The 13537-nt window shown below is 39.0% G+C and carries 12 protein-coding genes; 2 read left to right on the forward strand and 10 right to left on the reverse strand.

Annotated elements, in window-relative coordinates; genetic code table 11:
• Positions 1 to 20 precede the first annotated feature (20 nt).
• The gene (locus tag U735_RS0105580) at positions 21 to 584 is read right to left on the reverse strand and encodes a TetR/AcrR family transcriptional regulator (RefSeq protein ID WP_031442885.1); all 564 of its coding nucleotides are present in this window, start codon (positions 582 to 584) and stop codon (positions 21 to 23) included.
• 500 nt (positions 585 to 1084) lie between these two features.
• Between U735_RS0105580 and U735_RS0105585 the strand changes: the two genes are divergently transcribed.
• On the forward strand, positions 1085 to 1324 hold the full coding sequence (locus U735_RS0105585; RefSeq protein ID WP_031442886.1) for a hypothetical protein: 240 nt from the start codon (positions 1085 to 1087) through the stop codon (positions 1322 to 1324).
• A gap of 461 nt (positions 1325 to 1785) precedes the next feature.
• Here the strand turns inward: U735_RS0105585 and U735_RS0105595 are convergent, their stop codons facing one another.
• The 8 genes from U735_RS0105595 to U735_RS0105635 form a co-directional block, all read right to left on the reverse strand.
• Positions 1786 to 2994 (reverse strand): sensor histidine kinase, encoded by a 1209-nt coding sequence (locus U735_RS0105595; protein WP_031442887.1) that lies wholly within the window; start codon positions 2992 to 2994, stop codon positions 1786 to 1788.
• A gap of 309 nt (positions 2995 to 3303) precedes the next feature.
• The gene (gene secA / locus U735_RS0105600) at positions 3304 to 6663 is read right to left on the reverse strand and encodes a preprotein translocase subunit SecA (protein ID WP_031442888.1); all 3360 of its coding nucleotides are present in this window, start codon (positions 6661 to 6663) and stop codon (positions 3304 to 3306) included.
• Positions 6664 to 6829: 166 nt separating this feature from the next.
• On the reverse strand, positions 6830 to 7054 hold the full coding sequence (locus U735_RS0105610) for a DUF2795 domain-containing protein (protein WP_013994285.1): 225 nt from the start codon (positions 7052 to 7054) through the stop codon (positions 6830 to 6832).
• 137 nt (positions 7055 to 7191) lie between these two features.
• A complete protein-coding gene (locus tag U735_RS0105615) occupies positions 7192 to 7767 on the reverse strand; it encodes a cob(I)yrinic acid a,c-diamide adenosyltransferase (protein ID WP_031442889.1) in 576 nt (191 codons plus the stop codon).
• A gap of 105 nt (positions 7768 to 7872) precedes the next feature.
• A complete protein-coding gene (locus U735_RS25500; RefSeq protein WP_157365007.1) occupies positions 7873 to 8028 on the reverse strand; it encodes a hypothetical protein in 156 nt (51 codons plus the stop codon).
• 45 nt (positions 8029 to 8073) lie between these two features.
• A complete protein-coding gene (locus U735_RS0105625; protein ID WP_031442890.1) occupies positions 8074 to 8580 on the reverse strand; it encodes a hypothetical protein in 507 nt (168 codons plus the stop codon).
• Positions 8581 to 8605: 25 nt separating this feature from the next.
• Positions 8606 to 10486: an ABC-F family ATP-binding cassette domain-containing protein gene (locus tag U735_RS0105630; protein WP_031442891.1), complete on the reverse strand. Its 1881-nt coding sequence runs from the start codon at positions 10484 to 10486 to the stop codon at positions 8606 to 8608.
• Positions 10487 to 10494: 8 nt separating this feature from the next.
• Positions 10495 to 11679 carry a lipoprotein N-acyltransferase Lnb domain-containing protein gene (locus tag U735_RS0105635; RefSeq protein ID WP_031442892.1) on the reverse strand — a complete coding sequence of 395 codons (1185 nt, stop codon included), beginning with the start codon at positions 11677 to 11679 and terminating at the stop codon, positions 10495 to 10497.
• 198 nt (positions 11680 to 11877) lie between these two features.
• Between U735_RS0105635 and U735_RS0105640 the strand changes: the two genes are divergently transcribed.
• Positions 11878 to 12639 (forward strand): CDP-alcohol phosphatidyltransferase family protein, encoded by a 762-nt coding sequence (locus tag U735_RS0105640; protein WP_031442893.1) that lies wholly within the window; start codon positions 11878 to 11880, stop codon positions 12637 to 12639.
• Positions 12640 to 12760: 121 nt separating this feature from the next.
• Here the strand turns inward: U735_RS0105640 and lptB are convergent, their stop codons facing one another.
• Positions 12761 to 13501 (reverse strand): LPS export ABC transporter ATP-binding protein, encoded by a 741-nt coding sequence (gene lptB / locus U735_RS0105645; RefSeq protein ID WP_031442894.1) that lies wholly within the window; start codon positions 13499 to 13501, stop codon positions 12761 to 12763.
• Positions 13502 to 13537 lie beyond the last annotated feature (36 nt).

The following is a 13537-nucleotide window of genomic DNA, read 5'->3' on the forward strand; positions in this document are numbered from 1 at the left end:
GAAATTGAGTAAAAAAAATGTCAAAGGTTGGTAAATGCTGTTTCTATAAAATCTTCCAATTGTGTTTTGCTTAAAATTTTAGAGGCCAAGGAAAGTCCCAACATGGAGGTTCCCAAATAATTTGCTTGTTTATCAATGGTCGCTAGGTCCTTACTTTTGTCTTGTTTTAAATTATTTGCAAACAGGGTTTTAATCTCGTTAAAAAAGCACTTTAATTCCGTCATGATAATTGGATCCCCGTGCTCTCCCAATTCATTTATGGTATTGGTGACCAAACATCCCTTTTTAACTTTATCATCCTTGGAGAATTCTAAGAAATCGTAAAAGTATTGTTTAATACCAGCTACCCCGTTGTTCGATTTTTCTAGAATTTCCGTTATACGGCGTATCTTTTTTTTATAGGATTTAATGCATTCCAAAAAAACCCCGTTCTTACTTCCGAAACTTGAATAAATAGAGAATTGGTTTATTCCCATTTCTTTTTCCAACATACGAACCGAGGTATTCTCATACCCATTGCGCCAGAACAAGCCCATGGCTTTTTCTATTACTTCCTCTTCCTTATATTGTTTGCTTCGTGCCATTTTGTAAATACCGGACAAAACTAAGCAGTTGCTTTGATATAAAAAAACATTTAACATTTTATTTGATTTTTTCAATGGATATAGCTGTTCCGCTTACAGTAAGTTTTCGCTTGCCCAATGTATGGCTGTAATCACTTTTACATGAGCCCCATTATGGTATCCATTGGTTATTGGGAGGGAAGTCGCAAATAATAGATAAGAAATGTTTGTATGATAGCTAGTATTCAATATCGATGACAGGACTGTTTATGTGTCATTCATAGTGGTGCTTTATACGCTGGTGTTAGGTCTTGAAATGATTTATGCCCTAATCGAGGCTATGAAACATCGGTTAAATACTGCTTTTATCGCTTAAGTGAATTTAGATCTTCTGACGTTTATCGATAATATTGTGCACGTTAACAGACATTTTTCCACTGAACGAGTAACAGTGCTTTTCAGCGAATCGGAACCTAGATAAGTACACTTGCCCGAGTTATATATATAACAAAACGCAAGTCATGAAAACCATTTTAACTTTAATCTTTGTTCTTTTTATCGGAGTAGCTGCACAAGCTCAAAACGGTGCTGCTGAAGTTAAAGTTGAAACTGTTACCATGAGTGTTGTTGCTGCTACAGCAAAACAAGAGGTTGCTGTAAAAAATCAAAACTCTGTTGCACGTTTGTATATGTTCAAAAATTCCAAGATTACAAAAGCATTGTCTTTTTCAACTAAATTAAACAAAGCCAAATTGGCCTAATACGATACACTAACCTGCTGCCCTTTAAACGGACAGTCATAAAATAGACCATTATGATATTATTTGCGCTTTTAGTCCTCATATTTCTTGGCCTTAGTCATATTGTTATTTTTCCCAAAACCAAAGGCATTCTTAGACCTTTGAAAGTGTCGGTGAAACAGGAAAAGGAATAAGCTATTTTTTCGCAATCCCATTTTTATTAGTGAAACTCAATTTGGAGAAGTCAGTAAGACGCACTTAAAATTGCAAGTTGAACTAATCCCGCCTTTTTCGGCGGGATCTAGGTTCAATACCTCGACCCTAGGGTCGATTTCTATTATTGGGTTCAGGGCCTGCCTTTGTCGGCCAGACAGGCTTGCCCTGAGGTTTAATACCTTTTATGGCCATATAAGCTAAATCCTTAGCTTATTTTCATTGATAACAAGGGGGAATCTACGGATGTGGGGATCCTACTTTTGTGTCTAAGTCTTAAATGGATGTTGTATATCGGAAAATTTAACAATGTAGTTGGTGCCTTTTTTAGAGGAATCCCTGTTTATGGATCCCTTTAATTGACGTGACAGATTATGAATAAGTTTTAGTCCTAGAGACTTTGTGTTCTTATGGCTGATGCCCTCGGGAAAGCCTTCGCCGTCATCACCAATATAAAGTATATAATCCTTGCCATTAGATTTTACAAGTTCTATATGTATCTCCCCCTGATCATCATCCTTAATACCATATTTAAGGGCATTGGTAATTACTTCGTTGATCAATAGTCCCAGTGGGATGGCCGTGTCTATCCCGAGTTTAATATCCGGGATTATGATGTTCAGCGTAATATTGTTTTCTGTACCCTTAAAGGATCGTATTAGATAGTCACTTAATTCCTCCACATAGGACTTGTATTCAATTTTCGATAAATCGTGGCGCATATATAACATCTCATGTACCATGGCCATTGAAATTACCCGATTTTGACTGCTCTTTATCAAAGTTTTTATTCGAGGCTCTTCAATGCTTCTGGATTGGAGGCTAAGTAAGCTGGAAACGGTTTGAAGATTATTCTTTACCCTGTGGTGAATTTCTTTTAGGAGCGTATCTTTTTCCCTAATACGGGCCTCGTTTTCGTTTCTGATCTTATGTAATTCGTTGTGTGCCTTTAGAAGGTTTTTGCCAATTACACCCCCCAAGAGGTATACCGAGAAAAGAATACTAAAAAGGGCAAAAATATTTTTACTTTCAACAGGGACCACATTTTCTGTAAATTTAAATTCAGCAATACTCTGGGAGTAGATCAGAATGATAATTAGTAGGTTGAGGTTCAAGTAAATACGCCCGTATTCCTTGGTACTGATGTATCCTGCAAAAACCACCAGAGCTAGCACAAAAATAAATGGACTGTTTATGCCACCACTGTAAATGGTAATAATTACAGAACATGCCAAGGCCATTATTGAAGTAATGTTGTAGGTTAATCCAAGTAATTTGTGTTTGTGAAATGCAATGGTGTTGGTCAAATTAAGTACGCCGAAAACAATAAAGACACTAGGGATTATTTGAGTGATATTAAGGAAATAAGTACATACAATACCAAATATAATGGACAGGACAGAGGAAATATAGTTAACCCTTAACGTTAAACGGACTTTGTCCTTTAGGCGGTACTGATCCAGAGTGGGTATTTGCATTAAAAAATGGTTAATGGTTGTATTCTGAGGGTAAAGATAATCGTTTGAATTAAAGCGCGATGAATTTTAAAGGTAAAACAATAGTTTTATAGAAATCCCCTATACCTAGTAGGTTGGATTTTGGGTCTATTGATTTTTGGCCCCAATTTTTCATCATTATTATTCAATTTTATTCTACTTTTCCGTCAGAAAAACCTTAGACTTAATATAAATATATTAAAATTTGGACAATAAAAAAGCGACGCCTTTGAGGGGGCATCGCTTTTTTGAGTGTACTACTTTAATTATGAAGCTGTTAGTGTGTTTTTACTAATCTTCTATAATTACCCATTCGCCTTTGTCCAAAAGCGGTTCAGCTTGTTTGTATTTTAACGTCTTGCTTTCGCCAGACATTACATTCTTAATAGTAACTCTTTCGTTTCTTCCTATTTTGGCCTTTTCCCGAACAATGGTTTCGGTTACCTGTGGCCGGCCACCTTGATTTTGACCTACAGCCCTGCTTTGGGCAGACATTTCATCACTGTTGGGAATTTCTTCCTTGGAGGTCTTTAAGTTTTCCTTTGGCCTGCGAATATTTCTCGCCTCCTGGATTTCCGGACTCTGTGTTGGAAGTTCTCCTTTGAACAGGAATGAGACAATTTCTTTATTCACCTTTTCTATCATTCCCTTGAAAAGTTCAAAGGCCTCAAATTTGTAGATCAACAAGGGGTCCTTTTGCTCATGTACGGCCAATTGAACGGATTGTTTCAACTCGTCCATTTTGCGCAGATGTGTTTTCCAGGAATCATCAATAATAGCGAGTGAAATGTTCTTTTCGAAATCTGTTACCAATTGGTTGCCATTACTTTCGTAGGCCTCTTGAAGATTGGTTACCACATTCAAGGATTTTATTCCATCCGTAAAAGGTACCACTATTCTTTCAAACTTATTGGCGTTGTCTTCATAGACCTTTTTTATTACTGGGAAGGCAGTGGCAGCATTGCGCTCCATTTTGTCCTTGTAATGGGTATATGCCGTTTTGTAAATAACATTTGCCATTTCCTGTACGCCCATTTTGGCAAAGTCGTTTTCGCTTATGGGAGAGGTAATGGAGAAATATTTTATAAGTTCAAATTCAAAGTTCTTATAGTCGTTGGCGGCTTTATTGGTGTCTACAATTACCTCACAGGTATCGTAGATCATATTGGCGATATCTACCTTAAGTCGCTCACCCTGTAGGGCGTGCCGTCTTCTTTTGTAGACTACTTCCCTTTGGGCGTTCATAACATCATCATATTCCAATAATCGCTTACGGACACCAAAATTGTTTTCCTCTACTTTTTTCTGGGCACGCTCAATGGATTTGGTCATCATGGAATGCTGTATCACTTCCCCTTCTTCCAAGCCCATTTTATCCATCATTTTAGCCACCCTGTCCGAGCCGAACAATCGCATAAGGTTGTCTTCCAAGGAAACATAGAATTGAGAGCTTCCTGGATCTCCCTGTCTGCCGGAACGACCTCTAAGCTGTCTGTCTACCCTTCTTGAATCATGGCGTTCAGTTCCTACGATCGCCAAACCTCCGGCTTTTTTTACTTCTGTACTTAATTTAATATCGGTACCACGACCTGCCATGTTGGTAGCTATGGTTACCACACCGGCATTTCCGGCCTCGGCTACAATATCTGCTTCCTTTTTGTGCAATTTGGCGTTAAGCACATTGTGCGGTACTTTCCTGATCGTTAACATACGGGAAAGTAGTTCAGAAATCTCTACCGAGGTAGTACCAATAAGTACGGGTCTTCCCGATTGTGATATTTTGGTAACCTCTTCTATTATGGCATTGTACTTTTCGCGTTTGGTCTTGTAGATCAAATCTTGTCTGTCGTCTCGTGCAATAGGTCTGTTGGTTGGGATTTCCATCACATCCAACTTGTAAATTTCCCAAAATTCCCCAGCTTCGGTAACAGCTGTACCGGTCATCCCTGCCAGTTTGCTGTACATCCTAAAGTAGTTCTGTAGGGTTACGGTAGCAAAGGTCTGGGTCATTGCCTCGATTTTTACATTTTCCTTGGCTTCAATGGCTTGGTGTAATCCATCGGAATAACGGCGACCATCCATGATACGGCCTGTTTGCTCGTCCACGATCATAACCTTGTTCTCCATTACCACATACTCTACATCCTTTTCAAAAAGTGTGTATGCCTTTAAAAGCTGGTTCATGGTATGGATACGCTCACTTTTTATGGCAAAATCCTTGAACAATTCCTCCTTTAATTCGGCTTCCTTGTTGATTTCAAGATCCTGATTCTCAATTTTTGCTATTTCGTGGCCAATATCCGGCATTACAAAAAAGTCCTTGTCGCCATCACCGGATAGATATTCAACACCCTTTTCGGTGAGCTCTATCTGATTGTTTTTTTCATCGATAACAAACCAAAGTTCTTCATCTACCTTCGGCATTTCGCGGTTGTTATCCTGCATATAAAAGTTCTCGGTCTTTTGAAGTAACTGTTTTACTCCTTCTTCACTCAAAAACTTTATCAAGGCCTTGTTCTTCGGAAGACCTCGGTGTACACGTAACAATAGGAAACCTCCTTCTTTGGTATCTCCTTCGGTAATCAATTTTTTGGCCTCGGCCAGAACTCCGGTTAAATAGGCGCGCTGTTTGTTGACAATGTCACCTACTTTGGGCTTCAGTTCATTAAATTCATGTCTATCGCCCTCCGGCACCGGACCTGAAATGATCAAGGGGGTACGTGCATCATCTACAAGAACAGAATCCACCTCATCCACAATGGCATAATTATGTGGTCTTTGAACCAGGTCACTAGGAGTATGCGCCATATTATCCCTTAGATAATCAAAGCCGAACTCATTGTTGGTGCCATAGGTAATATCCGCGTTATAGGCGGCCCTACGACCGTCGGAATTGGGTTGGTGTTTGTCTATACAATCCACTGAAAGTCCGTGGAACTCGAATATAGGCGCCATCCAGGCACTATCCCTTTTGGCTAGATAATCGTTTACGGTAACCAAATGGGCTCCATTTCCAGTCAGGGCATTTAAATAGAGGGGTAGGGTAGCCACCAAGGTCTTACCTTCCCCTGTTTGCATTTCGGCAATCTTTCCCTGATGAAGGGCAATCCCACCGATTAACTGTACATCATAATGTACCATGTCCCAAGTAACTTGCTTGCCGGCGGCATCCCAGGAATTTTGCCAGATGGCACTGTCACCATTTAAGGTAACGTAATCTTTTGAACCGGAAAGCAGTCTGTCGAATTCCGAAGCTTTAACGGTAATGGTTTCATTATTGGCAAAGCGCTTTGCCGTTTCTTTAACAACTGCAAAGGCTTCAGGTAGCATATCTGTCAGGGCTTTTTCGGAAATGGTATATATCTCCTCCTTCAGCTTGTCTATATCCGCATAAATATCTTCGTTCTTGTCTATGTCAGCAGACTCCTTAACCTCTTTCAGCAATTTGCCTATTTGTTCATTGATCTCCTTACAGTCTTCTTTTATTTTATTTTTAAAAAAGGCAGTCTTTTCCCGAAGTTCATCGTGGCTTAATTTTTCCAAGGCCGCTTCGAACGATTTTATTTGATTTACCAAAGGTTGTAGGTCCTTGACATCTTTCTTTGATTTATCCCCTACAAATACCTTTAATACTGAATTTAAAAAACTCATAATGATTTCTGTTATTAATGAAAGACTTGGTAAAAGCCTTTTACAATGTATGTGCACAAAAGTTGGCACGTGAAATGCCATCTTTTGGATTAAAGATTTCCAACATCAAAATTACGTAAAAAAAAAGCCTCATATGAGACTTTTTTGTTGAAATTCCGTTAATATTTTAATACTCGTCCTCGTTCCAAAGATAGTCTTCTTCGGTAGGATAGTCTGGCCAAATCTCTTCGATCGATTCATAAATCTCCCCTCCTTCTTCCTCCATGGACTGTAGGTTTTCTACAACCTCCAAAGGTGCACCGGTTCTAATTGAGTAATCTATCAATTCGTCTTTTGTTGCGGGCCAGGGCGCATCACTTAGGTAGGATGCTAATTCTAATGTCCAATACATCGTAATTATTTATTTTTTAATATTTTGCAAAAGTAATTTTTAAACTGAAACTGCCAAGTTTTTTTGCGTAAAATTCATCCAATTCTATTCTAATTTTATCGCTTTAATAATTTGATAACGAAGAATTAACGAATTTATTAGTCCTTCTTCTCCGGAATCCACCTTATTTCCTCAGCTTGTATATCATAGGACAATTTTCGTGCCAATACAAAGAGGAAATCGGAAAGTCTGTTTATAAAGGATAATAAAATGGAATCTACAGGCTCAAATTCGTTCAATTGGGAGACCAGACGCTCCGCCCTACGGCAAATAGTCCTTGTTATATGACAATATGACACCGTTGTATGTCCGCCCGGCAATATAAAATGGGTCATAGGAGGCAGCTGCTGCTCCATTAGGTCTATTTCTTTCTCCAAAAAGCTTAGGTCCCCAGTAACAATCTTAGGAATATTTAATCGGTCTTTTCCACTTTTTAGTTTCTCTTTCTCGGGGTCTACGGCCAATAACGCTCCTACGGTAAATAGTTTCTCCTGAATTTTTATCAACACCTGCTTATAGGAATTGTCTATTTGCTGGTCCCTTATCAATCCAATCCAGGAATTGAGTTCGTCCAAGGTGCCGTAACTTTCAATTCGGATGTGATGCTTGGGTACCCGCGTGCCGCCAAACAGGCCTGTTGTGCCATCATCGCCTGTCTTGGTATATATTTTCATGCCGGTCAATATTTGTATGTTTTAAGGAATAATGGTTTTGTCGATAATAGTCAAGGTCATGACTTTTTAAGAACAGGGTTGTTTAGAAGCAAGTCTTTTATTGCCTTATGTTTGGTCTTTGGATTTATTTCTATCCTCCCGCTTATAATCTTCCATGAATTTCCTCGATTTTCTGTCTCTGGATCTTCTTTTGGTAAACCCTTGGGCAACAAAGAAAATAACTCCTAGAACGGCAAGCACTATGTAAATGATATAGTCCATCGGTCTTATTTTTTTAATTTCCTTATCTCCTTTAAAAATACGGGTTTATATCCGAATTTTAAAATGCTGTTCAACTTGTTCCCTTCTGAAAAATACGAGTCCACAGTAAAATAGGTCCATGGTTACCTTTACCTGTTTCAATTCTTTTATACTTTCCCATAATTTGAAAGTGTCCTTTGTTTGGTATAAACCATTTACGAAAATAACGGTATCATTGGCAATGCCGATATTATTAACAATATATTCATCAATGGTTTCCTTATCCAACCCATCAATAAAAATTAATTCGCGGGAGCTTTTGGTGAAGGATACCTCATTTAAGTGTTTTGTTATTTCTTTTTCCACAGCAATATTGGTAGGGACCAATTGCACTTGGCCTATTTCAAAATAGGCTATTGTTTTTAATAGGATATTATGGGACTTTGATGTTTTATAATGAGGGGCAGAGTATAGACATTTGGTTATAAACCTGTAAACAAAGGGGGAGTGTACACCATGTTGGTTGCTGGATGAAAGCCAGAACTTTATCAATGCAAACAACCTATATATCATCTAATGTTTTATTGTGCAGGATTTATTATTCGTCCATGGACATGGAAAGTTCGAACCAGCGTTCCGTTTTTTCTTCTATAGCATCCGTAATCTCCTTGAGTTGGATGGATAATTTGGAAATTTCATCACCAGACAGTGTGCTGTCCGTAAATTTATTCTGGATTTCCACCTTTTGGGATTCCAGTTTTTTGATTTCCTTTTCCAATTGTTTGTACTCCTTTTGTTCCAAAAACGAAAGTTTTTTTCCCGTTTCTTCCTCTTTCCAACTGTTCTTGGTGTTTTTAACTTCGTTGGCTTTTTCCTTGGATGCCTTGATTTCCTGTATGTTACTGTCCTCGTAGGTTCTGAAATCGGAATAGTTGCCCGGAAAGTCCTCAATTTCTGCATTTCCCCTAAAAACAAAGAGGTGGTCCACTATTTTGTCCATGAAATAACGGTCGTGGGAAACTACCAAAAGACAGCCTGGGAAATCCAGCAGAAAACTTTCCAATACGTTCAGGGTTACAATGTCCAGATCATTGGTAGGTTCATCCAGGATCAGAAAGTTCGGATTTTGTATTAGGACGGTGCACAGGTAAAGGCGTTTGCGTTCCCCTCCACTTAATTTTTCTACAAAATCATACTGTTTTTTACGGTCGAACAGAAAACGTTCCAATAGCTGTTGGGCAGAAATTTGTTTTCCCTTCATTAACGGAATATAATCCCCGAATTCGCGAATTACATCTATTACTTTCTGACCTTCCTTTATTGTAATCCCCTTTTGGGTGTAATAACCAAACTTAATGGTTTCACCAATGATTACCTTGCCACTATCCGGTTGAACGGTGCCACTCAATATATTTAAAAAGGTAGATTTTCCTGTGCCATTTTTTCCTATGATACCGATACGCTCGCCTTTTAGGAAATTATATTCAAATTTGTCCAGAATGGGTTTGTTGGGAAAGGATTTGGATATTTTGTGAAGCTCCACAATTTTGCTCCCCATACGTTCCATGTTTATTTCCAGCTGCACCTCGTGTTCCTTTCTACGTTGGCTTGCCTTTTCCTTAATGGTATGAAAATCGTCAATTCTGGATTTCGACTTAGTGGTCCTCGCCTTGGGCTGCCTGCGCATCCAATCCAATTCTTTCTTGAACAGTATTTTGGATTTGTGCTGTTCCACTGCTTCCTGTTCTATTCGGGCCTCCTTCTTTTCCAAATAATAAGAATAGTTGCCCTTATAGGAGTACAGCTGTCCATTATCCAGTTCTATGATTTCATTGCAGACCCGTTCCAGAAAATATCGATCGTGGGTAACCATGAAGAGGGTCATATTCTCCTTGGCGAAATACTGTTCCAGCCACTCTATCATTTCCAGGTCCAAATGGTTGGTAGGTTCATCCAAAATAAGCAGGTCCGGCCTATTGATCAAGGCATTGGCCAATGCCAATCGTTTCTTCTGTCCTCCCGATAGCAGCCCCACCTTTACATCTAGGTCTTCCAGTTTTAATTTGAAAAGGATCTGCTTGTATTGGGTTTCAAAATCCCATGCGTCATAGCGCTCCATGGCCTCAAAAGCCTTTTGGTATGCATCTGCATCTTCTGGATCCAAAAGGGCATGTTCGTAGTTTTGGATAACTTTTAAAACTTCATTGTCCGAAGCAAAGATGGTTTCTTCCACGGTCAGTTTGGGATCTAGTTCCGGCTCTTGTTCCAAAAAGGAAATTCGAATTCCCTTACGACTATTTATCTGGCCGCTGTCTGACGAATCCTTGCCGGATAGTATGTTTAAGATAGAAGTTTTTCCACTTCCGTTTTTGGCAATTAGCGCAATCTTTTGGTCCTTGTTGATGCCAAAGGAAATGTTTGAAAAAAGTGATAACTCGCCAAATGATTTGGATATGTTTTCTACAGTAAGTAGGTTCATCTAAGGTATTATTTTAAACTGATGTGTTGTTGGAAATACTTCCATAAAAAAAGATATCTTGCGCCAAGTATAATCCAGATGGGTATGGCCAAGGGGGAGAACACCTGTACCCTAAATATAGCCAATACAATGGTTGCACCCAATAATCCCAATAGAATTAACAAGTATTTGGGCAGCCAACTAGGAGTATTCTTCTTTCTTAAAATAATAAAGCCAATAATTAAATTCAATGGAAATACCCAAAGGATATTAAAGTTGTTGGCAGTAGCCGTATGGTCGGTAAAAAACCAAAGGAAAATAAGTAGCACCCCGGCAAGCCCCGTAACAAAAAATAGTACGGAATCCAAGATCCTGCTTCTGGTATGATTTTTATAATCGATATAGGTAATGGTAAGAACAAACAATAACATTGCCAATATCCAAAATAGGGGAGAGGCTAGAAAGTATCCCTTGTTCTCCTTTTTTACGGAAGTTAAAATGGACCTTTCCCTTATTACTACATCGTGTTCGGATAGGGTGGTATTGCCCAATTGTTCCATGACATATATGGGTAAGAACATATGTTCCTTAACTGTAGCTGTTCTGTCTATTATTGCCCCCAATGCCAAATCTATACCGAAACTGGACCACGAATTGGTAATTAGATTTTGGTGTATAAGCTGCCTGAAGGTGTAATTTTTTTCCAAATGGCCTTCGTTAAAATGCAGATTTTCACCAAGGGCCTCTTGTAGGACATCCCCAATTTTGGTAGCGCAATTGTTGAAAAAGAAATCGTATTTGTAATCCCTATTTTCCGGGCGATAATTATTTTCCAAAAATTGGAACAATTTATTCCTTTCTGCAGGGCTAAGCTGTAAGAGTTGTTCTTTTACCCATCTATTTTCCATTTCGTAGGCATACAGGAAATTGGGCATGTTTTGCTTGCTCAAGGAATAGAATAATTTGCCCATGGCAAACTCCACATAGAACATGGGCGGGTCAAAATTAAAAGTCCCATAATTATAAACCCAGTCTATTCCCTGGGCGGGATCCTGGATTCTAAAAGCGCTATGGCCAAATGTAGTGTATAGATCGCTTCCCGAGCCACAGGTTAAAACGCTTATTTGTGATTCGGGAGATATTTCCCTTACCTGTGCGGTGCCGTGGAACATCAGGCCCAAAAAAAATGCAATAAAAAGAATCCTTCTGCTCATATGCTATTGGGAGCCGCTATTTTTTGAAATTACCACCGCAAATATCGAATAATTTATAGGATTTAAGTGGGATAGTACAAGCTATTATAAAAAACAGGATATATTTTAACAGCATTTTTTAATAAATGGTATTTTTACATCATGGCACCTAAGATGCAATGTGCAAATGTGGATGTCCAACCAAGTAAAACAAGACCTATGAAGCGCCATATTCCCAATGTTATAACCTTATTAAATGTTTTTTGTGGTTGTGTAGCCACCGTGTTTGCGGTTTTGAACAAGTTGGAGGTGGCCGCTTTTTTTGTCTTTTTGGGTATTTTTTTTGATTTTTTTGATGGATTGGCCGCTAGGGCCTTGAATGTGAGAAGTGAGCTAGGGCTGCAATTGGATTCCCTTGCCGACGTAATTACAAGTGGTTTGGTTCCAGGTATAGTAATGTTCCAGTTATTGAGTATGTCCTACAGCGGGGGATGGAACATTGGTCTTCAGCCGAATACAACGGATACCATGCAGTGGGCTGTATTCGACATTCCATTGATTCCTTTTTTTGGATTTTTAATTACCCTGGCCTCGGCATATCGTTTGGCAAAATTTAATCTGGATGAAAATCAGGTTTCCTCCTTTGTGGGACTACCTACGCCTGCCAATGCTTTGCTGATACTTTCTTTTCCCTTAATACTACTTTATCACAACAATGATTTTTTAAACACCATTATCTTGAATAAATGGTTCTTGATCGGGACAACCTTATTGAGCGCATATCTGTTAAATGCCCGAATTGGTTTATTTGCCCTGAAGTTTAAAAATTGGAGTTTTCGGGATAATGCCCTGCGCTATATTTTTATAACTGTAAGTTTTGTAATGATCCTCACCATGAAATTTATGGCTATTCCTGGTATAATAGCTTTTTATATTATCAGTTCTTTGGTAAATAACCTAAAAGTTTCAAAAACAGATTGATTCTTTATGAAAAAAATGGACCTTGTAGTGTTAGGGCCCAATAAATCATGGACTAAAAAAGGTGATGTTTTGGGAAGGTTTATTGATTTGAACAATTACCGCAAGAGTGGGGTGGATATAATTAAAAATCCAATTTCTTCCTACGAAGCTCAAAATTCTGTCCTAAATACACTTTGCGGACCATTTCATCGGCTGCCAAGTCTTCGGGAATCCCCGATTTAAGGATGCCACCTTCGAACATTAGATAGGAACGCTCTGTAATTGCCAAAGTTTCCTGTACGTTGTGGTCTGTAATTAAGATACCGATATTCTTATTTTTAAGTTGGGCCACAATTCTCTGAATGTCTTCAACGGCCACTGGGTCTACTCCGGCGAAGGGTTCGTCCAATAAGATGAATTTTGGATCGGTCGCCAAGGCCCTTGCAATTTCGGTCCTCCTTCTTTCGCCACCCGATAAAAGATCGCCACGGTTTTTGCGTATGTGACCCAGGCCAAATTCTTCTATGAGCGATTCCATTTTCATCAGCTGCTCCTTCTTGCTCAATTTGGTCAATTGAAGAACGCTCAGAATATTTTTTTCAATGCTCAATTTTCTAAATACAGAGGCCTCCTGAGCCAAATATCCAATACCATTTTGTGCTCTTTTGTACATGGGGAAGCGCGTAATTTCCATTTTGTCCAGATAAATATTGCCTCCATTGGGTTTTATCAGCCCAACTATCATATAAAATGATGTTGTTTTTCCGGCACCATTGGGACCCAATAAACCAACGATCTCACCTTGGTTTACCTCCAACGAAATCCCCTTAACTACTTGTCGCCCCCGGTAGGACTTCATAATGTTATCTGCTCTTAGCTTCATAGTACCTTTCTATTCCCCAAAACTAAGCCTTATATT

The organism is Arenibacter algicola, assembly GCF_000733925.1.
Taxonomy (GTDB): Bacteria; Bacteroidota; Bacteroidia; order Flavobacteriales; family Flavobacteriaceae; genus Arenibacter; species Arenibacter algicola.

Coding starts and splice junctions, on each gene's coding strand:
- U735_RS0105580 (WP_031442885.1), bottom strand. CDS start 584: ATGGCACGAAGCAAACAATATAAGGAAGAGGAAGTAATAGAAAAAGCC.
- U735_RS0105585 (WP_031442886.1), top strand. CDS start 1,085: ATGAAAACCATTTTAACTTTAATCTTTGTTCTTTTTATCGGAGTAGCT.
- U735_RS0105595 (WP_031442887.1), bottom strand. CDS start 2,994: ATGCAAATACCCACTCTGGATCAGTACCGCCTAAAGGACAAAGTCCGT.
- secA (WP_031442888.1), bottom strand. CDS start 6,663: ATGAGTTTTTTAAATTCAGTATTAAAGGTATTTGTAGGGGATAAATCA.
- U735_RS0105610 (WP_013994285.1), bottom strand. CDS start 7,054: ATGTATTGGACATTAGAATTAGCATCCTACCTAAGTGATGCGCCCTGG.
- U735_RS0105615 (WP_031442889.1), bottom strand. CDS start 7,767: ATGAAAATATATACCAAGACAGGCGATGATGGCACAACAGGCCTGTTT.
- U735_RS25500 (WP_157365007.1), bottom strand. CDS start 8,028: ATGGACTATATCATTTACATAGTGCTTGCCGTTCTAGGAGTTATTTTC.
- U735_RS0105625 (WP_031442890.1), bottom strand. CDS start 8,580: ATGATATATAGGTTGTTTGCATTGATAAAGTTCTGGCTTTCATCCAGC.
- U735_RS0105630 (WP_031442891.1), bottom strand. CDS start 10,486: ATGAACCTACTTACTGTAGAAAACATATCCAAATCATTTGGCGAGTTA.
- U735_RS0105635 (WP_031442892.1), bottom strand. CDS start 11,679: ATGAGCAGAAGGATTCTTTTTATTGCATTTTTTTTGGGCCTGATGTTC.
- U735_RS0105640 (WP_031442893.1), top strand. CDS start 11,878: ATGAAGCGCCATATTCCCAATGTTATAACCTTATTAAATGTTTTTTGT.
- lptB (WP_031442894.1), bottom strand. CDS start 13,501: ATGAAGCTAAGAGCAGATAACATTATGAAGTCCTACCGGGGGCGACAA.